Origin of the sequence: Niallia sp. FSL R7-0271, from assembly GCF_038005785.1 — a bacterium.
GTDB lineage: Bacteria > Bacillota > Bacilli > Bacillales > Cytobacillaceae > Niallia.
Genome location: NZ_JBBOTZ010000001.1, coordinates 2033568 through 2055282, shown reverse-complemented (window position 1 = coordinate 2055282; position 21715 = coordinate 2033568). Strand labels below are relative to the sequence as shown.

The following is a 21715-nucleotide window of genomic DNA, read 5'->3' as shown; positions in this document are numbered from 1 at the left end:
AGAAAGAGGAGATGATGAAGCGTGGAATGGCAAGAAAAACGACAATTAGTGAAGGTTTCCAGCATGTACTATAATGACGGCTGGACACAAGCACAAATTGCCCAAAAACTAGGTGTTTCAAGACCAGTTATTTCAAAGTTATTGCAAAGGGCAAAGGATGAAGGAATCGTTAAGATATATATAAAGGATGAAAGTGTGCACACTGTAGAATTAGAAAGAAAGCTGGAGCAATATTTTGACCTAGCAGATGCTGTGGTTGTTCCTAATAATGGGCTATCGGCAGAAAGAGCAAAACGGGAAGTTGGTCAAGCGGGGGCCAGCTATATTTCTAACAATATGAAAGACGTTAAAAGTATTGGAATCTCTTGGGGAGAAACGTTAGCTAATCTCGTACAGGAGTATCCTTTTGAGCGAAAAGAAGATATTACCGTTGTTCCATTAGAAGGAGGGATGGGAGTTAAACAAGTACAAATCCATGCAAACCAACTGGCAAACGAATTAGCGAAAAAACTCCAAAGTACATGTGCCTATTTGTATGCACCCGCCATTGTCGAAACAGAAGAACTAAAACAGCGGCTGATGGGGATGGAGGATATTCAAACAGTTTTAGAAATAGGCAGGAATGTAGATGTTGCTCTCATCGGAATCGGAAATCCTTTTGATGATTCAACATTATTGAGACTAGGATATTTACAAGAAAATGACCTTGCCCAACTTCGAGACGTAGGTGCAATCGGCGATATCGGCTTCCGCTTTTTCGATCAAAACGGGAAGCCTATCAATGATTCGTTAAATACAAAAGTAATCGGCATTACGTTGGAAGAGTTTAAAGGAATCAAAAAAGTAATTGCAGTTGTGGAAGGGGAACATAAAGTTGCAAGTATATTAGGGGCATTACAGGGCAAGTTTATTGATGTATTGATTACCGATGAATTAACTGCAAATGCTATTATAAAAAACATAACGTGAGTAAATTTTTCTGTATATCTTGTACCTAATCCAGAAAAAATCGAATATAATAATGTTAATTAGTGGTATTTACGATGCATCATAATACGGAATCAATTTTCCTCATTAAGGATAAGGAGAGATTACGATGGAAATCACAAAATTAGATGTCTTCCTATATTGTTCACATTGTCAAGATGAAACTCTGCACAGTGTTCAATATTTAAACCATAAAATCTCTAGTACAGAGTGTACAAATTGCCACCGTAAACTTGATATGCATTTGAATCCGAAAAGAGAGCTATATAAAGAAATATATAAACGAATTGTTACAAAACCTACTAGACTAACCCAAGAATACAGAGATGATTTAAATAAATTTCTTGGAGAATTTCCAAAACGTGCGCTAAGCAAACCATATCGACTTAAAAGATATATGGATGAAACAAGAACGGCATTAAAGAAATTTAAAGACGGCAACTAAATAGCTTAAAATACCGCAGCAGGATAGTTATCTATCCTGTTTTTTTAGGAAGAAAAAAATACTGCTTTTCTAAATTGGAATATTGATCTTTACAGAAACTAGGGACAAGCAATAAAAATATTAATTTAATTTAAATAATCTGCAGTTAAAACAAAAAATGAACAAAGATGTATGTCAAAAGTGAAACGCACCATTCCTGTATGGAAAATCTCAGCAATATATTACATGGTATTCTTGCTAATAAGAGGTATATTTGCTCTGTGAAATGGCAAACTGACAAGAAATAAAAATGGAAATAAAGGAAAAAAATTCATTTTAGTTCTTTTTTTAGAGCTTTTTATATAATATAATAACTGTATTACGCATAATAGTACACTTAGTACAGATGGGGGGCTGAATATGTTTGAACTGGATATAAGAAGCAGGACACCTATCTATGAACAACTGGTGGAAAAGTTGATCGAGCTGATTGTGACAGGAGTGCTGAAGGCTGATGAACAGCTTCCATCTGTTCGAACGATGGCGACACAGCTGACGATTAATCCGAATACCATCCAAAAGGCTTATCGTGAGCTCGAAGTAAGAGGCTACATCTATTCCGTTAAAGGAAAGGGCAGCTTTGTGAAGGCTTCTGAGTTCGTTCAAGATGACAGCAAAATAAAAGAGGCGCTAGAGAGGTTGGAAAAAGCGGTGAAAGAAGCATTGTACTTAGGCATTCAGCCTGAGGATTTGCTTATGCATATCAGGAAATTGATTAATTAAGGGGGAGGGAATAATGCCGATGATTGAATTAAAACAAGTCGTAAAGCGCATTGATAAGGATATCATTCTCGACCATATGAGTTTGAATATACGAAAAGGTAGCATTTATGGACTGCTTGGCTCCAACGGGGCAGGAAAAACAACAATCTTAAAAATGATAGCGGGAATTTATAAGCAGGAAGAAGGAACGGTAACAGTAGATGGAGAGATGGTATTTGAAAATACTTCCCTGAAACAGAAGATGTTCTTTATTGCAGACTATCCTTCTTTTTTACCGCATTATACAACAAAACAAATGGCTTCTTTTTACAAGGAACAGTTCTCCAATTGGAATGATGAATTATTCAATAAAATGGGAGATCAGCTAGCTATAGACAAAAATAAAAAAATCCATCATTTTTCCAAAGGTGTACAAAGACAGATCGCTTTTTGGCTTGCTTTCTCCACACAGCCGGAAATTTTAATATTAGATGAGCCTTTTGACGGCTTGGATCCTGTTATACGTTCGAAAGTAAAGAAACTAATCGTAAACCAAGTCGCAGAAAATGAAATGACGGTTATCATTTCTTCTCATAATCTCTCAGAAGTGGAAGATTTATGTGACCATATCAGCATTATTCATAAAGGAAAATGTTTGATTGAAAATGATATTGATGATATAAAGCTTGATTTCCACAAAATCCAAGTCGCTTTTTCCGAACAAGGTGCAAAAGAATTATTGAAAGATTCTTTAGACATTGTTCATTTTGAACAGCGTGGAAGTGTCAGCATGCTTATCGTTAAAGGAGATAGAGAAGCAATTGTCAAACAGATTGAGCTATTATCACCCTTATTGCTGGATATCTTGCCTCTTACATTAGAAGAGATTTTTATTTATCAAATGGAGGAATTAGATTATGCCATCAAAGAAACCTTTATATTATAAGCAATTATATCTATTAATCTTCCGCAATGTCGGCTGGATTGGTATTCTTTCTTTTTTAGTCTTGTTTTTTGCGATACCAATGCATCTAGTTCTCTTAGACAAAAAGGAATATAGAGAATGGGGAAATAACATAGTATTTCAACAGATTCTTGATATTAATTCCGTAATACAAATGGGTGTTTTGCTGCTGACTCCTATACTGATAGGCATATTCCTATTTCGGTATATTCAAAATAAAGCATTTAGCGACTTGATGCACAGCTTGCCTGTCAGCAGAAAGTTCCTGTTTCATTTTTTCACTTGGAACGGCTTTGTTGTGTTAGTTTTACCAGTAGTTTTAAATGGTTTAATTCTAATGGCAGCTTATTCAATTTTTGATCTAGGAATATTTATTTCTATTAAAAGTATTTGGAGCTGGATTGGCATTTTTACTGTTTATACATCGGTAATATATTTTGCTTGTATCTTTGTCGGCATGCTTACAGGTTTATCCATTACTCAAGGATTGTTTACAGCTCTTTTTCTGCTATTTCCAGCAGGAGTTATCTTTATGCTTTTTTATAACTTCAGCACCTATGTGTATGGTTTTCCTCTCGAAAAATATATCTCTGACAAATTAATATATTTGTCACCGATACTGGCACCAGCCATCATCTACAGCAATTATTCAGACTTAAAGGTTTGTATAGCTTATATCGTCGTATCAGTCATTTTTTATGTGGCTGCAATGCTTCTTTACAAAAGACGCAATGCTGAAACTGTATATCAGACCTTGACATTCCGTAACTTGAGAGGATTGTTTAAGTACACAGTCACGATTTGCTTTATGCTTTTGGCTGGTTTGTATTTTCAAGTGATGAATAACGGCATCGGTTTTCATCTGTTTGGTCTTTTAATCGGCTCATTAATTGGCTATTTGATTGGTGAAATGTTTATCCAAAAATCATGGCGAGTATTCAACCGCCTAAAAGGATATGCTTATTTCTTTATTGCAGTAGTAATTGTGGCAGGAGTTTCACCATTCTTAATTAACAAATATGAACAATACATTCCAGAAGAGAATGACATTAAAAGCGTAGCTATAAATGACAGTATGACGTATACAGATGAGGCAATGAAGAAACTGTCTTCTTCAGAAAACATGGAAAAAGTTATAGAGATGCAACGTGAATTGATTAAAACACAAAACACAGTAGAAATATATGGGGAAAGTGTAATACCGCTGACAATAGAATATAAGCTCAACAATAATAAGAAAGTGACAAGAACATACACAATTAATCAAGATGATTATAGTAAATGGCTTAAGCCGATTTATGAATCAAAGGAATATAAGCAGCAAGTGTATGATTTTGAGTCACAAACGAATATTACAGAGGTAACGCTCGAATTTTCTTATGAAGGCGGAGCTATTACCATAACTAATCCCGAAGAACTTAAAGGCTTTTTGTCTGCGTTAACTGCTGACAAGCAGAAAGAGTCATATGAAGATATGAAAACCAGATATATTTCTTCTGCAAGTATTTCTATCCTAAAAGAGAATGATGAAAATAATTACAATTATTATGATAGTTTTATAACCTTAAAAGATAAACAAACGATTGCATGGTTAAAAAAGCATGGATATCATAATGAACTGACCATCAAACCGGAATTTGTTGAAAAAGTTGTTGTGTTTAAAGCTCGTGATTTAGGGATTGATATTAACCGTGATTATGATTATGTTCCTGAAAATATTGAAGAAGAACTAGATAAGCTTTCAAATAAAGTAGAAGTAAATACAGAAAGCTTACAAAAAGAGATTATTTCAACCTATTCTTATGGGAAAGAAAAATATGCCGTATATGTAAAGACAAGAGATCAATATGGATTAGAAGTAAATTACATTACGGAAGAAAACTTACCAGAAAGTATTAAAAATAGTCTGGAAAAATAAGTGAATGATAGGAAAGGCGGAGGTGCAAATGACTGACAATTACATAAACGAAGCATATATTGCAGTCCTTGCCCAGAAGCTTTTCCGCTCTGTCTTCTGTATTATTAAGCAGCAGCAATTAGCGGAGCTTGTCGTGCAGAAGGCGGTAACTTCCAGTCTTGATAAAACAAGTATGGCTCAAGCAGAATGGGAGAAATATGTGCAGAAGCTCGCAGTTCGCACGGCAATCAATTGTAAAAATTCAACAGTTGAGCAAAAGGAGAAGCTCCTGCGCCGTATGAAGGAGAGTGAAGCTAGCTCGTTAAGCTCAACTAAAAAAGAAAGCAAAGCAGAAAAAAAGCTCGGAAGCATGGTAGGATGTTAATCCTGCCATTTTTGTTTTCTTATTTTGAAAATAGATAGAAATTGCCCCATTATATGGTAGAATAAATTTGGAAAACAAACATTTAAAGGAGCACTAAAACTATATGAATTTTGAACCGCTATTTTTTAATCCGATCTTTATGGACCGTATTTGGGGAGGAACGGAGCTTCGCAGCTTCGGCTACGATATACCGACAGAAACTACAGGTGAATGCTGGGCTTTTTCTGCTCATCCAAATGGACAGAGCGTTGTTAAAAACGGCCAGTTTGCTGGTAAGACTCTAGGTGAATTATGGGAAAACAACCGTGAGCTATTTGGAAATGCCGAAGGAGACCGTTTTCCTTTACTGACAAAAATTTTGGATGCCAATCAAGATTTATCTGTCCAAGTGCACCCGAATGATGAATATGCAAAAGTTCATGAAAATGGAGAGCTAGGAAAAACAGAATGCTGGTATATTGTAGACTGCAAGGAAGGTGCTGAAATTATTTTTGGCCACCATGCTCAAACAAAAGAAGAATTAGCCAGCATGATTACTGAAAATAAATGGACTGAGCTGCTGAATAAAGTGCCAGTTAAAAAAGGTGATTTCTTCTTCGTGCCAAGTGGAACTATTCACGCAATTGGCGAAGGCATAATTATACTGGAAACACAGCAAAATTCCGATACAACCTACCGTGTTTATGATTATGACAGGAAGGATGCAAACGGCAATACTAGAGAGCTGCATGTTGAACAGTCAGTTGCTGTTACAACAGTTCCTCATAAAGCGGACGAGTATGATGTGAAGGTAAAAACAAATGGTGACTTAACAGCAACCACCTTTATTGAGTGCCCTTACTTTTCTGTTGAGAAATGGGAACTACAAGGTTCGAGCATAAACAATCAGACAAAACCATTTCTTCTATGCAGTGTCATTGAAGGGGAAGGCAGCATTAAAAAAGATTCTGCTGTTTATCCGTTTAAAAAAGGCGATCACTTCCTACTGCCTAGCGATTTTGGCAGCTTTGAACTGGAAGGAAGCAGTGAATTGATAGTTTCTTATCTATAATGTCGAAAAGAGGTGCATAGGGCACCTCTTTTTTTGTTGAAAATCACCAGAAAAAGTGGCTATTTAAGATGGAGTCATTACCAATAATCTGATTATATATACAAAAACGAGGTGCATAAATCACCTCGTAAGGAAAGCTTTCAATCAGCCAATTTTAACAGCGGTCGGCTTACGCAAAGAATATGTGTAGAAGTGGGTAAATCCACATGCCTTTACAAGCTCGATTCCTTCTTTAAAACCCGCGCCTGCTGTTGCGGCATGATGGGAATCAGAACCGATTGTCAGAAGCTGTCCGCCTAATTCTTTATACAGCTTTAAGATGTCATCATGTGGCATAGAGAGCTCAAGGCTTGTTCTTAAGCCGGATGTATTAATTTCAAGACCGATTTCCCTGTTGATGGCGATTGTCAAAATGTCAGCGATTAAGTCTTTATGCTTAGTAAAGTCATATAAACCTCTTGTAGAAAAAGCATAGCGTTTCATTAAGTCAAAATGGGCGATAACATCAATATCCGCATTTTTAACCATTTCCTTTAGTTCAAGGAAATAGTCTTCGTATATATCCTTTTCAGGATGTGCATTCATAAACTTTCTAAGGGTTGTGCCACCTAAATTATGGACAGATCCTAATATGAAATCAAAAGGTATTGGTGACAGCACACGATGATAGCTGTCCATCATTTGATGAGGTTCACATAATTCAATCCCGAGCTTTATCGTGAGTTTTCCTTTAAACAGTTCCTTGCATTTATTAATATCGTTTAAATACTTTTCCCACTCCATGTGCCCAAAGGTAGGCGCGTTCGGGTTGACAGAAAAATGTTCTGTAAAACAGATTTCATGAACGCCATTATGGATTGCGTTTTGGCAAATTTCCTCCATATCGGCTTTGGAATCAAAGGAATGATTGGAGTGATGATGATAATCGGTATAATATTGCATAATTCCTCCTAAATGAAAAGACTCTCTATCTATTATTTCATAGTATAAATTACATGTCAGTTTATTTAATTCTTTTTGACAAAAAAACAGTTTTCCCTCTATAATATAAAGATAAGAAAAAAACGTATATTAAAACCAAGTAAACCTGTAAGAAAAGTTTATTTAAGGGGATTATGGGAGGTAAACGAATGACAATTCATCAAAGGCTAATGTGGAAGCAAGAAGAACTTGCCCTTTCCATCGACTATCCAAGAAACAGAGCTAATAAAAATAATCATGTTATCCTGATTTGCCATGGCTTAATTGGCAGCCGAATTGGAGTGGATCGTCTCTTTGTGAAATCAGCAGCAGAGCTTGTAAATAACGGTTATACTGTGTATCGATTTGATTATGCAGGCTGCGGTGAAAGCACAGGCGAGTACGGCAAATTTGGTTTGAGTGACCTGATTGCTCAAACGAAAACAGTGATAGACTATGCATGCCGACAAGAGGAAACAGACGAAATTATTCTTCTTGGTCACAGTTTAGGAGGCGCTGTAACACTGCTTCAAGCGAACAGAGATGACAGAGTAAGCAAGCTAATCCAGTGGGCAGCCGTTGGAAACCCGTATGAAGATTTAGCGAAAATAGTCGGAGCGGATGAGGTTTCCGCTTTAACAGAAACCGAGACAATCGATTTTTACGGCTATCCACTTTCAGGCTATTTCTTTCAGTCGATGAAAAAGTATCAGCCTTTGCAAGAATGCACCAGCTTTAATGGTGATGTCCTGCTTTTGCATGGCAATGGTGATTCAGATATTCCCCATGATTACCTCCAAGAATATAAACGGAATTACGAACAACGTGCAAATGGCACAGCAGAAGCTTTTATCATAGAAAACGGAGAGCATACTTTTTCTTGTGCCAGTCATTATGAACAACTGATAGAGAAGACAGTTCAATGGCTTAATAAACAAATGTTGTGATTTGTTTGTTTACTCTAAAAACATACTAAACTGAGAGATTAGGATAACGAAAACTTAGTAGTGCGAAGGATTCTGCAGACAGAATCCTTTTTTTATTGCTGTTTTTTTATCATGTTTTTTGGGAGGAAAAATTTTTTTCATAACCTATTCAACATTTGTTTGCGGCTGTCGATATTACCGGTAGAGATAGGAGGGACTCTTTTTGACAGAAAAATTTAAATTCAAAAATCTTAGAATAGGCTATAAATATGGAATTGTGTTTTTGTTGACACTTGTATTATTTATCACTTCTATATCAATAACCTTTGTATCCTTAAATAAGATGTCCAAAAACAACGATGAAGTAAGCAGCAAAAACGAGCTAAGTATTAACACAATGGAGTTAGTGGCGTTATTTCAAGAGAAAAATACGCAAATACCGCTTTATTTTCTTGATGCAAACGATCAAAAACTTGATGAATACTTAGAATTAAGTAAAAAGTTTACAGCGACTGCACTTAAAGTCGAGAGTAGTATAGAAGGCGAAGAAGCGAAAAAAATATATTTACAGCTGATTGAAAATAACCAAAAAATTGATGAAATATTTTTCAACTCTGTTGTTCCGAACGTGAAGGACTTTAATACAACAGCATATAAAGAATTGGAAAAAGAAATCACAGAGTTAAAAGTAAAGGTAACAGATGAAGGGGAGCAGTTGAACAAGCTTGTCGCTGCAGAAAATAATCAGTCAATAACTGCATTAAAAGCCCTTGTAAGCAGAACTAGCTTGCTTGTCGGCGTATTGACTGTTGTGACAATTGTAGTTTCCAGTGCTATTTTAATCATCATCTCAAGAAGAGTACAAAGTCAGTTAAAACATGTCATTGAGGTAAGCGATTCCATCGCAAATGGAAAGCTCGCTATTGCACCACTTGCGGAAGATTCCAGTGATGAAATTGGTCAATTATCCAAATCTATTAATAAAATGGGCTCAAGTTTAAAAGAGACAATACATGGTATTTCTGGGATGTCGACAAATCTTGATTCAAGAAGTATGGAAGTATCAGAAGCAGCTGTTGAGGTAAGCGAAACAATTGATATGATGACAACGACAGTAATGGAGCTAGTAGAAGGGGTCAATGTCCAGGCAGATGCAGCCTCAACGATTGCCGCAAATATGCAAGATTTCAATCATCAAATTGCCGAAGCAGATGAAAATGCAAATGAATTAGTAAAAACATCCGCGGCTGTTACAACGTCAAGCAAAGAGGGAAGCAGACTGATGCATTTGTCCTTAGAACAGATGCATACGATTAATACAGTTGTAACAAGCAGCGTTAAGAAAATGAAAGAGCTTGAAAGCAATACAGCTAATATTACTGAACTTGTCACATTTATTAAATCAATTGCAGAGCAAACAAACTTGCTGTCCTTAAATGCCTCGATTGAAGCAGCAAGAGCAGGGGAAGCTGGCAAAGGTTTTTCTGTAGTGGCAGAGGAAGTGCGTAAGTTGGCTGTGCAAACTTCTGATTCTATTAATGATATTACAGGATTAGTAACAGCCATTCGGGAAAACAGTATTGAATCTCTGACTCAGCTTGAAAAAGGGTATGAGGAAGTAAACAAAGGAGCAGAACAAATTAAATTAACGGAAAGCTCCTTTAATGAAATCCTGGCAGGCATTGCTAATCTGACAGATAAAACGATGAACATTTCTGAAATCATTAAAGAATTCAGCAAAACGAGCACAGGCATAAGTACATCTGTTGAGCAGATTGCAGCTGTGTCGGAAGAATCAGCAGCGTCCTTTGAAGAAGTTTCTGCTTCGATGATGCAGCAAAATGATATGATGACAAGCATTACGGCAAACTTTAAAGAAATTACGCAAATGGTAGATGATATGAACAATATGATTCAAAAATTTGAACTAGAGAAGGAGGAAAAGGGACATGCGTAAACTGCATAAACAACTAGCAGCAGGAGCAATGGTACTAAGCATTTCCCTTCTGTCCGCCTGCTCTCAAGATACAGTTAAGGAAACAGCTAAAATAAAGCTTTCACAAGATGATAGTAAAGTTTATGTCGGCTTCTCTCTCGATACTCTCGCAGAAGAACGCTGGTATAAAGATAAAGATGCTTTTGAAACGACTGTTAAGGAGCTTGGCGGTGAGGTGAAAACACTTGCTGCCAACGGGGTTGACAGTGTGCAGATTAAACAGGCTGAATTGTTGATTGCAGAAGGTGTTGATGTTTTAGTCGTTGTACCTCATAATGCCGAAGTATCTGCTGAGATAGTGGAAATAGCTCATAAGGCAGATGTTAAAGTAATATCTTATGACCGATTAATTAAAAATGCTGATGTTGATTATTATATTTCTTATGATAATAAAAAAGTCGGCCAGCTGCAGGCACAAGAAATTTTGAAAAAACAAAATAAAGGGAATTTTGCTTATATCGGCGGCGCGGAGACAGACAATAACGCCATCCTCTTCAGAGAAGGAGCTATGGACGTGCTGAAACCGTATATAGATAAAGGACAAATTAAGCTTGTATATAATCAATATACAGCTGAATGGAAACCAGAAACAGCCGAGAGCAACATGAAGCAAGCTTTAAAAGCTAATAAAAATGACATTCAGGCAGTTATCGCAGCAAATGACGGCACTGCCGGCGGTGTTATTAATGCCTTAAAGGCAAGCGGCTTAAAGATTCCAGTATCCGGCCAAGATGCAGAGGTTGACGGAATTAAACGCATCCTTGCAGGAACACAAACAATGACAGTCTATAAACCGATTCAAGCAATTGCAGAAAATGCTGCAAATATCGCGATGAAGGCGGGGAATCAGGAGGAAATCGAAACAACAGCAACAGTGAACAACGGCAAAATCGACGTTCCAGCAATCCTCCTCGATCCAGTAGCAGTCACTAAAGGCAATATAGAGGATACAGTAATCAAGGATAATTTTATTAACAAGGATGACTTAGAATAATCACTTAAGGAGCTTAGGAATGAGCTCCTTTTGTGTGTAGATGAGACTACTCTTTTTCAGTTGGATAGTATATAATTAAAGGTATAGAAAAATATAGTATCTAGTACTAAGAGCAGATGTTATACTAATCATAAATAATTCGTTGTATTTTTACATAAAGGAGATTTAACATGTATACATTCACAAGTAATTTTGCCAATATTGTTTTAAAAATATTTGGGCGCAGTGAGGCGATAAACAAGGATAAACTGCCAAAGGATACAGGTTATGTTGTTGCCTGCTCTCATATTGGCTGGATCGATGTTGTGGCACTTGGAACATCACTATTGCCGAAACAGATTCACTTCATGGCAAAAAAAGAGCTGTTCACAAAGCCTAATGCTGCCAAGTTTCTTAACAGCATTAACGCCTTTCCAGTAGACCGGGAAAATCCTGGGCCTAGCAGTATTAAGACGCCTGTTAAACTGTTGAAAGAGAAGAAAATCGTCGGCATCTTTCCAAGCGGGACAAGAACGTCCGAGGATGTTCCGCTGAAAAGAGGAGCAGCAACAATCGCCAATCTTGCTAAAGTGCCGATTGTGCCAGCAGCTTACAGCGGTCCGACAGATCTTAAGGGATTGCTAAAAGGAAATAAAATTAGAGTAATGTTCGGCGATCCGATTTTACTGCAAAAGGAAGACGGCTCGAGAAAAGATGTTGCGGAGCTGACGCAAGAAATGACTGATGTTATGGCAAGTCTGCAGCTGCAGCTGGATGCAAGAGGGAAAAAGCAATGATTGATTTAGCCATTGTAAAAGATATTTTAAACCGCTATCCGCTGCCCCTCGTAGATGAAATCTTGGAATTGAAGGCTGGCAAAATGGCTGTAGGTGTTAAGCAAATCAGTAAAGAAGACACATTTGCCACAGGTCAAAACCCAAAAAGCCCTATTTTGCCGGGAGTGTTAATCATTGAAGCAATTGCTCAAGTAACAGCAGTAGCCATTCACAGTGAAAAAAAACATGAAGGCAAATGGGCGTTATTAGCAAAAATAAATGACTGTAAAATAAGAAGACCAGTCTTTCCAGGTGACGAGCTTTGTATGGAGGTTTTCGTCACAAAGGTCAAAAAAACGATTGCCAAAGCAAAAGGAATCGCAACCGTTCGCGGTGAATTAATCTGTGAAACAGAGCTGCTGTTTTCCTTTAAATAAGATTTTCGCGTATGTAAGGGAGCTACTACATACGCTTTTTTAACAAATTTATAATAAATTTTACGCACTCAATTTATAAATAAAAAATAAACCAAAGCAACTAAAAGTTAAATAAATTCGTTCTTCTAAATCTCTTACAATTGAATATAAATTTAGAGAGAAAGGAGACGACCTATGCATATATCAAAATTAAAATACTATTTCCAATACATTTACACTACTGTTTTAGGAGTCATCCTTGTTTTTATCTTAATTTCTGGTGCAACGACTTCACTAGTTTCACAAAAATTCTCCTCTGATTATATAAGAGAGGCCCTCGACAAGGTCGATGCCACCAATTTATACTCCCAGCTCTTTAACTTTGAAAATCACTATTTTCCAAAGGAAGGAAGCGCTATTTCCTTATCAAACCTATTCTTTCAGGTTGCCACAAATATCAGCCTTGATGATACAAGAACACTATTAGGACGAGAGCTGCCCCAGCTAAGCTTTTATCATACAAAAATCATTGTTGCTGAAGAAGGGACAACCATCGCCCAATTGCCGTATGAATCAACACCTTCTGATGAAATACTAAAAAATCCGAAGGAAGCAGACGAAGAAAAAATTACCGAAGATACCCCAAAATCAGAAGACAACAATACAAATCAAACTTCCTCAGAAAAACGGGTTCTTATCTATCAAACACATAATTTAGAATCTTATTTGCCGCTGTTGAAGAATGCTAAAGACCCAGATGATGCAATCAGTGCGGATGAACGGGTTAGTGTAGTCAGTCTAGGTACTAAATTAACTAGCCTTCTGCAAAACGAAGGGATAGGGGTTCAGCATGATAAAACAAATATGAATCAAAGACTGTTAGACCGGAAGTGGAAGTATACTGCTTCTTATAATGCTTCAAGTGAAATTGTAGAAACAGCCATGGCAGAAAACAAAGATCTTACGTATTTAATTGATATACACAGAGATTCATTGCGGAAAGATAAAACAACTGCTACTATTAATGGCAAGTCATATGCAAAGATAGTTTTTGTTGTCGGTGAAGGTTATGAAGGCTATGAAAAAAACCAGGCTTTTGCCAAAAAAATGCATGAAGAACTTGCTGCTAAGTATCCTGGTATCAGCAGAGGCGTATTTGGAAAAAGTCAGGATTCAGGCAATGGTATATACAATCAAAACTACTCAGATAAAGCTATCCTTCTTGAAGTAGGCGGTGTCGACAATAACCAAGAAGAACTGAATAGGACAATCGAAGCTTTTGCCGACGTCTTCTCCGAAATATATTGGGAAGAAAACGGTGCAACAGAACAGTAAACTACCTTAGCCTCCTTTTCATTTTGGAAAGGAGGCTGTTACTTGTTTATTTTTATGCTGCTGAGGACTTGCTGGTATTTGACGATATACACATCAAGTTCTTGGCTGATATTCAAAACAGCAAGACTCTCTAAACCTTCCTGTGACGCAATTAGCAACAACTCACAGCGAAGATGATTGATTTTAATAAGCAACTTATTAAGCTTTTCCTCTTTGCAATCCCTTTCCTTCAGCAAGATGTATTCTCCCTTATTCATTATTCCTTACAAAAATGAGCCTTATAACCTATCATACTGTCAAATTATGAACAAATAATGAATGTTTTTTAAACTTTTGCAACTCACTTTAAAAATAATCGATTATTTAGACAGAAGAGGAGGAAAAGTACGTTCGAATATATAAAGAAGTACTTGAGTATTTTATACAAACCATGAAAAGGAGAGATTCTATGAAAATGCCAATCGCATTGCAGCTATGGAGTGTAAAAGAGGAGGCTGAGCAAGACTTTTTCGGGACGTTGGAAAAGGTAGCAAGCATGGGCTATGACGGTGTGGAATTTGCAGGTTATTACGGGAAAAGTGCACAAGAAATAAAAGCAAAATTAAAGGAGCTAGGGTTGAAAATTGCCGGTTCTCATATCAGCATGGAGGATATTTTGCAAAACACAGACAAGGTAATAGAATTTGAGCAAGAGCTTGGAAATAAATATATTGTGTGTCCTTGGGCAAACTTTCCTACGATCGAGGAGTGGAATGATTTTGCAGAAAAGATGCAGAAAACAGGTGCTAAGATTGCAGCTGCAGGATTATCCCTTTTATATCATAATCATAACCATGAATTTGCCCGCAATGATGATGAGTTTATTCTTGATAGGCTGTTTAAGGCAGTGCCAGCCGGCTATTTAAATGCAGAGCTTGACACATACTGGCTAGAATACGCAGGAATAAATGCTATTGACTATTTGGACAAATGGAAGGATAGAACTCCGCTAATCCATGTGAAGGACTTGGATGCTAGTAAACGGGAAAGTACAGAAGTCGGCAATGGCAGTTTAAATATAAAGGGTATTGTTGAAAAAGCTTACGAGAATGGTACAGAGTGGCTGATCGTTGAACAAGAAGCATTTACTCAGCCACCATTAGCGAGTGTCGAAATCGGTTTGCAAAATTTACAAACAATAGTAGCAAGTTTATAGTATTAAGTCCTCCCCTTGGTTTTTAAGTTGACCTCAGAAATGAAAACGCTTATAATTCAAATTGTAATCGTTAGTGAAACGTTTCGATAAAGGGATAAGGGGAGGCAGAAAGATGGTTGAGCTCAATCTGAAGTCAATAATTCATAACATGACATTAGAAGAAAAGGTCGCACAATTAATCCAGCTCGCCGGAAATTTTTATTACGGCTTGGCAGGTGAAATAACTGGTCCATTTGAAGAGATGAACATCAGCGGCTTTGTTGTTAAAAACAGCGGTTCTGTTTTAGGTGTTTCTGGAGCAGAAACGGTGCGGAAAATACAAGAGGAGCATTTAAAAAACAATCGTCATGGAATTCCACTCCTATTCATGTCAGACATCGTTCATGGCTATAAAACAATCTTTCCGATTCCTTTAGCGATTGGCTGTTCTTGGGATATGGAGCTGGCAGAAAAAAGTGCAGAGGTCGCGGCTAGTGAAGCAGCAGTTGCTGGTGTACATGTCACCTTTGCACCAATGGTTGACCTCGTCCGTGATCCGAGATGGGGCCGAGTGCTTGAATCGACAGGGGAAGACTCTTTTTTAAACAGTGCTTTTGCCAAAGCATTTGTGAGAGGCTTTCAAGGCAGTAATCTGGCGGAAGATTACAGCAAAGTGGCTGCATGTGTGAAGCATTTTGCTGCCTATGGTGCCTCAGAAGGAGGCCGTGACTATAACACTGTCAACATGTCTGAACGCCAAATGCGAGAATCCTATCTGCCTGCCTATAAAGCAGCACTAGATGAAGGCTGTGAAATGGTCATGACATCCTTTAACACCGTTGATGGGATTCCAGCTAGCGGCAACAAGTGGCTCATGCGAGAAATTCTTCGCGAGGAATGGGGTTTTAATGGTGTTTTGATATCAGATTGGGGCGCAGTCAAAGAGTTAATTCCCCATGGAGTCGCTGATGACGAAGCAGAAGCAGCCCGTATGGCAATCACTGCTGGTGTTGATATTGAAATGATGACCCCTTGCTATATCAGCAGCCTGCAAAGTCTGATAGAAACAGGGAAAGTGGAAGAGGCATTATTAGACGAGGCAGTGATGCGCATTCTAAAGCTGAAAGATAAGCTCGGGTTATTCCAAAATCCTTACAGAGCTGCAGATGCTGCAAAGGAACAAGAAGTGATCCTTTCTAAGAGCAATCGAGAAGTTGCCCGTAAACTGGCAGAGAAATCATGTGTTCTTTTAAAAAATGAGAACGTGTTGCCCTTGGACAAACAGCAGAAAATCGCCCTCATTGGTCCCTTCGCACAATCATCGGACATCTTAGGAGCATGGTCTTGGAAAGGAGAAATCGAAAAGACAGTAAACCTCCATGAAGCACTAAAAACAAGGACAGAAAATCTGTCCGTCGCACAAGGTTGTAATGTTGAAACTATAACAGAAGAACAAGTTGCTGAGGCAATAGAAGCAGCGACGGCCGCGGATATACTAATTCTTGCAGTCGGCGAAAATACTTCAATGAGCGGTGAAGCCTGCAGCCGTGGTGATATCACTTTACCGGAGGCGCAGCTGCAGCTAATTAAACAGATGAAAACATTAAATAAACCAATAGCTGTCATCCTGTTCAACGGTCGTCCCCTTGATTTACACGGTGTCCTAGATGAAGCTGATGCTGTGCTCGAAGCATGGTATCCTGGTACAGAAGGAGCAGCTGCAATAGCTAATATTCTATATGGAAAAGTGAACCCTTCAGGAAAACTGGCTATGTCTTTTCCCTATTCAGCAGGGCAAATTCCAGTTTACTATAATGCTTATAATACAGGCCGTCCCTATGACGGAGTAAGCCGTGATCATTATGTATCCAAATATTTAGATATTCCAAATAAGCCGCTGCTCCCATTTGGCTTTGGCTTAAGCTATACAAACTTCACATACACTAATCTGCGATTGTCCTCCGATAAGATGAGCGCAGATAAACCCGTTCAAGTCACACTAACCATTACAAATACCGGAGATTACTCTGGAGAAGAAATTGTTCAGCTATATATTCGTGATTTGTCAGGCGAAGTAGTCCGTCCCGTCAAAGAACTAAAAGACTTCCAAAGAGTAACCTTAAACTCAAAGGAAACAAAGGACATCCAATTTCAAATTACAGAAGAACAGCTGCGCTACTACCATTCTGATATGAGTTTTACTAGTGATGCAGGCTTGTTTGAATTGTATGTGGGCAGCAGCAGTGAGGATGTATTGTCTGGGAGATTTGCGTTGATAACAAAAGAATGTTAATTTAATGGGCATCTAAGTTTTTGCAGTGGATTATTTGGAAAATAAAACGTTTATAAGCGGAGCCAGGAAATCCAGACGATTTCCTGGCTCCCTTCCTTACATAAAAAATAACTTGCACACAACAAGAACTATCCTAGTAATTTTGATAAAATAGTATTATTGATTTATTTTACATAGCAACTTTTACAAGATTGGAGGGATTCGTATTGGCAGGAATTAAGGATATCGCAAAAGAGGCAGGTGTATCGATTTCAACCGTTTCGTATGCGCTTAATGGGAGCCCAAAAGTAACGGAAGAGACACGAAGCCGGATACTGGCAATTGCTGATCGGTTAGGATATGTTCCTAATGCTGCGGCAAGAATGCTAAAGGTAAAGCAAACAAAGATAATCGGTGTCTTTTTGGCTGATTATGGAGGATATTTCTATGGTCCGCTGCTTCGGGGGATGCGTGAGGCTTTAAATGAGAAGGGGTATGAATTAATTGCGTGCTCTGGTGTTCAATCTCATCGCCTTTTACTCGAAAAGGTTATAGATGGCGGTATTATTTTAGATCAGGCATTTACTGACGAAGAGCTGCTTAATTATGCTGACAAAAGCTATAAAATCGTAGTGCTCGACAGGGAGCTTAATCATGAAAATATTAAAGGAGTGCTTTTGGATAATAAAGCTGGTGCAAGAATAGCTGTAAGGAAGCTTCTTCATCATAAGGTGAACAAGCTGTATGCAGTTACAGGTCCTGCTGGTTCTTATGATTCCAAAAAACGGCTGGAAGGTGTCAGGGAGGAATTACTTTCGTTCCCAAATGTGGAGCTGATTGAAATACAAGGTAATTTCCTAAAAGATTCTGGCGAAGAGGCAGCAAGAAAAATTTTTGCAGACTGCAGGGAGCCGATTGCAATATTTTGCTTAAATGATGAAATGGCTGTTGGGATATATAATTATCTTCAGGATAAGGAATATAAAATAGGCAAAGATGTGTTCCTTGTAGGTTTTGATAATATTGAATTAGCACAATATATGGTGCCAAGATTAAGCACCATCAGCTATTCCAGTTATGAATGGGGTTGTATCGCTGCTAATAATTTATTAAAGCTGCTATCAAATGAAGCAGTTGAAAATGAACAAATTGAGGTTACGATAACGGTTGGCGGTTCTTCGTAATGGTTATTACAGTCTTAAGTTTTTGAACTTGAGGCTTTTTTTATATTTACTAAACCCGCATATTTCCTTATAACAACAGCAAAATAAGAGCATGGAGCTTTTCTATCTTAAGGGGGGCTATGATGGACTTTCCGACAATACAGACGAATTTCTGGGATGCCGTGGCGGCAGTGCCGATTGTGATGGTACTTACACAGCTTATAAAGTGGCTTTTTCCTATTCCTAAAAAATTCAGACCAACAACCGCTCTTATTTTAGGACTAATAATTTCTGTCTTTTTCAGCCATAGACATAGTTTAACAGCAGGTCTGTTTATGGGATGGTTTTATGGTTATTCTGCAATAGGCTCTTATGCGTCTACGAAAACAAGTGTATTAACGATGATAAGCAAGTGGGAGAAGAAGGATAAATACCCGCGGATTAGACTGTTTTTAGAAAAGGTATTTTTAATAAAAAAGAAGTTGACCACTTTGCCTGATTAAAAAGAGCAGATGGAATTATCCATCTGCTCTTATTTACTTGGAGGAGACTTCTTCATCCATCGCAAGCAAGTATTGTTTATATCTTCTCAATGCTGCTTCACTTGTAAGAGAGAAGCGTTCCATAATATATTCATCAGATTTGCCTTGCTGAATTTCCTCTAAAATCGCTGTATTCCGTAAGGTCACTGCTGATATTTTTCGCAAGCCTGCCCGCTTGACTTCATCCTTTATCATTTCCTGGATGGCACGAACGGATAAAGCTTTTGGCTTCTGTCTGTCATAATCATATTGAAAGGATAGAGACACATTATTAAAAGCAACGAAAAGCGGATCCTTAGAGTGATATTTCGGGCGAAACAGCTTCGGAATAGAATAAAAATATGTCCTGATATCTTCCATAATCTGATTTTCAACAGCAAACTTTTTCATCGTTGTCCCAAAAGGTATCGAAAGCTCTCCTTGCGAAAGATTCATTTGCTCCATCGTTATGGCATACACTTCTGTCGGTGTTAACCCGAATGCTCTGATAAGGGATGCAATGGCAGCATTACGCTCCACTAAAAAATTTCGTGCTGCTTTTTTTCCTGTTGCTTCCGAGTATCGAAGTTTCATAGTATAGATCAGTTTAGTGAACTCCTCACTCTCAATAAAATCATTGTTTGTTAAGGAACGGAGCGGTGCTGTGTGTGATAATTTATGAATATCATGGGCTGCAATACATTGATAATATTTCAGGAAACGGCTCAGCACTGTCGCTAACCGGCGAATCGTCGCATGGGAAAGTTTTTTATTATGCAGGTAGACGAAGTATTTTTGAATATCGTCTTTTCTTAATGCTTTTAACGTATCCATATCCGTTTTTTTCTGTTCTGCTTCAAGCCAAGAAAAAAACTTCTTCAAGTCTGATTCGTATTGTTTTAGCGTCAATTTAGAGCGTCCGGCTTCGTGCAAATCCTCTAGGAAAGCATGAGCAAAATCGGGTAATATAGCCATAAGCTTTCAGCCCCTTTCTTTTTTTAAAAATTTTTCTGGATTTAGATTAACTTCTTTCTTTATTTTAACATAGGTTAGTAAGTGAGAGAGAGGGAGGATTTAGGTTGATAAGAGCAAAAATTGGAGAATCGACATATGTGATTGGGACGGAGCTAGAATCACACTTTAGCTCATTCAAGAAACATATTATCGGAGATGATTTTGCCTACCCTACTGTTTATGGTACCCAAAAATTATTATATGCTGATTGGACAGCGAGCGGAAGATTGTATCGGAAAATTGAAGATAACCTTGTTGACATAATTGGTCCTTATGTAGCAAATACACATACAGAGTCCAACATAACTGGCACCTATATAACAAATGCCTACCATGAGGCAAAAAGCATCATTAAAAATCACGTGCATGCGAATGTTGATGACATTCTAATCTTTGATGGTTTTGGCATGACAGGTGTTATCAATAAATTTCAAAGATTAATCGGCATTAAACATATGGACAAACGAACGCTGACTATTAAGGAAAGACCAATTGTTTTTGTAACACATATGGAGCATCACTCCAATTATCTGTCGTGGCTTGAAACTGCGGCAGAAGTAATCACAATCCGGCCAGATGCCAATGGCGATGTGGATTACAGTCACTTAGAGGAGCTGCTTCTATTGCATAAGCAAAGGCATATGAAAATAGGAGCGTTTACTGCTTGCTCCAATGTAACGGGCAGAAAAACTGATTATCATCAGCTAGCAAAACTAATGCATCAATATGGCGGGATTTGTCTTGTTGATTTTTCTGCATCCGCCCCATATGAAACCATGAATATGCATCCCGAGGATAAGGAAGCATTCCTAGATGTCATCTGCTTTTCGCCTCATAAGTTCTTAGGTGGACCAGGTACAAGCGGCGTTCTTATAATGAATAAAAAGCTCATTCATGCAAAAATTCCTGATCATCCAGGTGGAGGAACAGTTGACTTTACGAACGGATGGGGAGACATTCTTTATAAAAAGGATTTGGAAGAGCGGGAAGACGGCGGAACACCAGGCTTTCTTCAAGCAATTAGGACTGCTCTCACTATTCAGTTAAAGGAAGAAATGAATGTCCAGAAAATGCAGCAGCGTGAACAGGAGCTTGTCGCTTTGACAATGACAGAATTAAGTAAAATACCAGGAATAACGATACTGGACGGTGAAAATAAAAACCGCCATGGTATTATTTCCGTAATTTGTGAAGGGTTGCATTTTGATCTTGGAGCAAAGCTTTTGAATGACCGATTCGGCATTCAAGTAAGAGGCGGCTGCTCATGTGCCGGCCCATACGGTCACTATTTGCTTGGTATGAGTAAAGCGCAATCTAAGCAAATAAGTGCAGAGATTCAAAAGGGCATCTTCACAAATAAACCAGGGTGGATAAGAATCTCGCTTCACCCGACAATGACCAATAAGGAAGTTTATTCTATTATCCATGCTTTTAAAAAGATAATCATGTATAAAGAAGAATGGCAGAAGGATTACTGCTATATGCCTCGAAGCAATGAATATGTTTGTGCATTACGAAGTAATGATAATCATACTGATATTTTTAAATCCTCCTTAAAATAGAAACTGCTTTTTAAATAAGTGTATGCTAAAATATATACAATTGAATAAAAAGCAAACCACAGGGGGAGCATGTATGCTGAGAGTGATCTTAAATGATCAGACCCTTAGAACCTGTTAGTTAATACTAGCGTAGGGATCGTGGCTAAAAGACAATTAG

20 protein-coding genes, 1 pseudogene and 1 riboswitch are annotated in these 21715 nt (G+C 37.9%); of the genes and pseudogenes, 18 read left to right on the top strand and 3 right to left on the bottom strand.

Annotated elements, in window-relative coordinates; genetic code table 11:
- Nucleotides 1-63 precede the first annotated feature (63 nt).
- The 7 genes from MKX82_RS10525 (at nt 64) to manA (ending at nt 6470) form a co-directional block, all read left to right on the top strand.
- The gene (locus MKX82_RS10525; RefSeq protein ID WP_341079497.1) at nt 64-969 is read left to right on the top strand and encodes a sugar-binding transcriptional regulator; all 906 of its coding nucleotides are present in this window, start codon (nt 64-66) and stop codon (nt 967-969) included.
- Nucleotides 970-1096: 127 nt separating this feature from the next.
- The gene (locus MKX82_RS10520) at nt 1097-1432 is read left to right on the top strand and encodes a bh protein (protein WP_233313760.1); all 336 of its coding nucleotides are present in this window, start codon (nt 1097-1099) and stop codon (nt 1430-1432) included.
- 399 nt (nt 1433-1831) lie between these two features.
- A complete protein-coding gene (locus MKX82_RS10515; RefSeq protein WP_341076995.1) occupies nt 1832-2194 on the top strand; it encodes a GntR family transcriptional regulator in 363 nt (120 codons plus the stop codon).
- Between the two features lie 19 nt (nt 2195-2213).
- Nucleotides 2214-3119, top strand: coding sequence for an ABC transporter ATP-binding protein (locus tag MKX82_RS10510; protein ID WP_233314749.1), 906 nt, complete (start codon nt 2214-2216; stop codon nt 3117-3119).
- The gene (locus MKX82_RS10505) at nt 3091-5055 is read left to right on the top strand and encodes a DUF6449 domain-containing protein (RefSeq protein WP_341076994.1); all 1965 of its coding nucleotides are present in this window, start codon (nt 3091-3093) and stop codon (nt 5053-5055) included. The genes MKX82_RS10510 and MKX82_RS10505 overlap by 29 nt, the downstream gene beginning before the upstream one ends.
- Nucleotides 5056-5083: 28 nt before the next feature.
- Complete coding sequence (locus MKX82_RS10500; protein WP_233313763.1) at nt 5084-5419, top strand: hypothetical protein; 336 nt, start codon at nt 5084-5086, stop codon at nt 5417-5419.
- Nucleotides 5420-5522: 103 nt separating this feature from the next.
- The gene (manA, locus tag MKX82_RS10495) at nt 5523-6470 is read left to right on the top strand and encodes a mannose-6-phosphate isomerase, class I (RefSeq protein ID WP_341076992.1); all 948 of its coding nucleotides are present in this window, start codon (nt 5523-5525) and stop codon (nt 6468-6470) included.
- A 144-nt stretch (nt 6471-6614) separates the two neighbouring features.
- Here the strand turns inward: manA and MKX82_RS10490 are convergent, their stop codons facing one another.
- Nucleotides 6615-7412 carry a histidinol-phosphatase HisJ family protein gene (locus tag MKX82_RS10490; RefSeq protein ID WP_341076990.1) on the bottom strand — a complete coding sequence of 266 codons (798 nt, stop codon included), beginning with the start codon at nt 7410-7412 and terminating at the stop codon, nt 6615-6617.
- A 188-nt stretch (nt 7413-7600) separates the two neighbouring features.
- On the opposite strand from MKX82_RS10490, the gene MKX82_RS10485 reads away from it, so the two are divergent.
- The 6 genes from MKX82_RS10485 (at nt 7601) to spoIIP (ending at nt 13852) form a co-directional block, all read left to right on the top strand.
- The gene (locus tag MKX82_RS10485) at nt 7601-8377 is read left to right on the top strand and encodes an alpha/beta hydrolase family protein (protein WP_237941470.1); all 777 of its coding nucleotides are present in this window, start codon (nt 7601-7603) and stop codon (nt 8375-8377) included.
- A gap of 202 nt (nt 8378-8579) precedes the next feature.
- Nucleotides 8580-10313, top strand: a complete 1734-nt coding sequence (locus MKX82_RS10480) for a methyl-accepting chemotaxis protein (protein WP_237941469.1) — start codon at nt 8580-8582, stop codon at nt 10311-10313.
- Nucleotides 10306-11346, top strand: a complete 1041-nt coding sequence (locus MKX82_RS10475; protein ID WP_341076985.1) for a sugar ABC transporter substrate-binding protein — start codon at nt 10306-10308, stop codon at nt 11344-11346. The genes MKX82_RS10480 and MKX82_RS10475 overlap by 8 nt, the downstream gene beginning before the upstream one ends.
- Before the next feature lie 170 nt (nt 11347-11516).
- Nucleotides 11517-12122, top strand: a complete 606-nt coding sequence (locus MKX82_RS10470; protein WP_233313769.1) for a lysophospholipid acyltransferase family protein — start codon at nt 11517-11519, stop codon at nt 12120-12122.
- The gene (gene fabZ / locus MKX82_RS10465) at nt 12119-12538 is read left to right on the top strand and encodes a 3-hydroxyacyl-ACP dehydratase FabZ (protein ID WP_233313770.1); all 420 of its coding nucleotides are present in this window, start codon (nt 12119-12121) and stop codon (nt 12536-12538) included. The genes MKX82_RS10470 and fabZ overlap by 4 nt, the downstream gene beginning before the upstream one ends.
- A 174-nt stretch (nt 12539-12712) precedes the next feature.
- On the top strand, nt 12713-13852 hold the full coding sequence (gene spoIIP, locus MKX82_RS10460) for a stage II sporulation protein P (protein WP_341076981.1): 1140 nt from the start codon (nt 12713-12715) through the stop codon (nt 13850-13852).
- Nucleotides 13853-13890: 38 nt separating this feature from the next.
- Here the strand turns inward: spoIIP and MKX82_RS10455 are convergent, their stop codons facing one another.
- A complete protein-coding gene (locus MKX82_RS10455) occupies nt 13891-14088 on the bottom strand; it encodes an aspartyl-phosphate phosphatase Spo0E family protein (RefSeq protein WP_237941467.1) in 198 nt (65 codons plus the stop codon).
- 212 nt (nt 14089-14300) lie between these two features.
- Between MKX82_RS10455 and MKX82_RS10450 the strand changes: the two genes are divergently transcribed.
- The 4 genes and pseudogenes from MKX82_RS10450 to MKX82_RS10435 form a co-directional block, all read left to right on the top strand.
- Nucleotides 14301-15047 carry a sugar phosphate isomerase/epimerase family protein gene (locus MKX82_RS10450; protein ID WP_341076978.1) on the top strand — a complete coding sequence of 249 codons (747 nt, stop codon included), beginning with the start codon at nt 14301-14303 and terminating at the stop codon, nt 15045-15047.
- Nucleotides 15048-15159: 112 nt separating this feature from the next.
- Complete coding sequence (locus MKX82_RS10445) at nt 15160-17319, top strand: glycoside hydrolase family 3 N-terminal domain-containing protein (protein ID WP_341076976.1); 2160 nt, start codon at nt 15160-15162, stop codon at nt 17317-17319.
- Nucleotides 17320-17525: 206 nt separating this feature from the next.
- On the top strand, nt 17526-18482 hold the full coding sequence (locus MKX82_RS10440) for a LacI family DNA-binding transcriptional regulator (protein ID WP_341076973.1): 957 nt from the start codon (nt 17526-17528) through the stop codon (nt 18480-18482).
- Between the two features lie 122 nt (nt 18483-18604).
- Nucleotides 18605-18862, top strand: a pseudogene (locus MKX82_RS10435) (hypothetical protein); the annotation flags it as partial.
- 135 nt (nt 18863-18997) lie between these two features.
- Here MKX82_RS10435 and MKX82_RS10430 read toward each other — a convergent pair.
- Nucleotides 18998-19957, bottom strand: coding sequence for a tyrosine-type recombinase/integrase (locus tag MKX82_RS10430; protein ID WP_233313776.1), 960 nt, complete (start codon nt 19955-19957; stop codon nt 18998-19000).
- 104 nt (nt 19958-20061) lie between these two features.
- On the opposite strand from MKX82_RS10430, the gene MKX82_RS10425 reads away from it, so the two are divergent.
- Nucleotides 20062-21558, top strand: coding sequence for an aminotransferase class V-fold PLP-dependent enzyme (locus MKX82_RS10425; RefSeq protein WP_341076968.1), 1497 nt, complete (start codon nt 20062-20064; stop codon nt 21556-21558).
- Nucleotides 21559-21609: 51 nt separating this feature from the next.
- A riboswitch (TPP riboswitch) is annotated at nt 21610-21712 on the top strand.
- Nucleotides 21713-21715: the final 3 nt, after the last annotated feature.

Excerpts from the sequence above, each read along its gene's own strand:
- spoIIP (WP_341076981.1), top strand. The coding sequence starts at position 12,713 with ATGCATATATCAAAATTAAAATACTATTTCCAATACATTTACACTACT.
- MKX82_RS10470 (WP_233313769.1), top strand. The coding sequence starts at position 11,517 with ATGTATACATTCACAAGTAATTTTGCCAATATTGTTTTAAAAATATTT.
- MKX82_RS10490 (WP_341076990.1), bottom strand. The coding sequence starts at position 7,412 with ATGCAATATTATACCGATTATCATCATCACTCCAATCATTCCTTTGAT.
- MKX82_RS10515 (WP_341076995.1), top strand. The coding sequence starts at position 1,832 with ATGTTTGAACTGGATATAAGAAGCAGGACACCTATCTATGAACAACTG.
- MKX82_RS10520 (WP_233313760.1), top strand. The coding sequence starts at position 1,097 with ATGGAAATCACAAAATTAGATGTCTTCCTATATTGTTCACATTGTCAA.
- MKX82_RS10430 (WP_233313776.1), bottom strand. The coding sequence starts at position 19,957 with ATGGCTATATTACCCGATTTTGCTCATGCTTTCCTAGAGGATTTGCAC.
- MKX82_RS10450 (WP_341076978.1), top strand. The coding sequence starts at position 14,301 with ATGAAAATGCCAATCGCATTGCAGCTATGGAGTGTAAAAGAGGAGGCT.
- MKX82_RS10485 (WP_237941470.1), top strand. The coding sequence starts at position 7,601 with ATGACAATTCATCAAAGGCTAATGTGGAAGCAAGAAGAACTTGCCCTT.
- manA (WP_341076992.1), top strand. The coding sequence starts at position 5,523 with ATGAATTTTGAACCGCTATTTTTTAATCCGATCTTTATGGACCGTATT.
- MKX82_RS10500 (WP_233313763.1), top strand. The coding sequence starts at position 5,084 with ATGACTGACAATTACATAAACGAAGCATATATTGCAGTCCTTGCCCAG.
- MKX82_RS10475 (WP_341076985.1), top strand. The coding sequence starts at position 10,306 with ATGCGTAAACTGCATAAACAACTAGCAGCAGGAGCAATGGTACTAAGC.
- MKX82_RS10505 (WP_341076994.1), top strand. The coding sequence starts at position 3,091 with ATGCCATCAAAGAAACCTTTATATTATAAGCAATTATATCTATTAATC.
- MKX82_RS10445 (WP_341076976.1), top strand. The coding sequence starts at position 15,160 with ATGGTTGAGCTCAATCTGAAGTCAATAATTCATAACATGACATTAGAA.
- MKX82_RS10510 (WP_233314749.1), top strand. The coding sequence starts at position 2,214 with ATGATTGAATTAAAACAAGTCGTAAAGCGCATTGATAAGGATATCATT.
- MKX82_RS10525 (WP_341079497.1), top strand. The coding sequence starts at position 64 with ATGTACTATAATGACGGCTGGACACAAGCACAAATTGCCCAAAAACTA.
- fabZ (WP_233313770.1), top strand. The coding sequence starts at position 12,119 with ATGATTGATTTAGCCATTGTAAAAGATATTTTAAACCGCTATCCGCTG.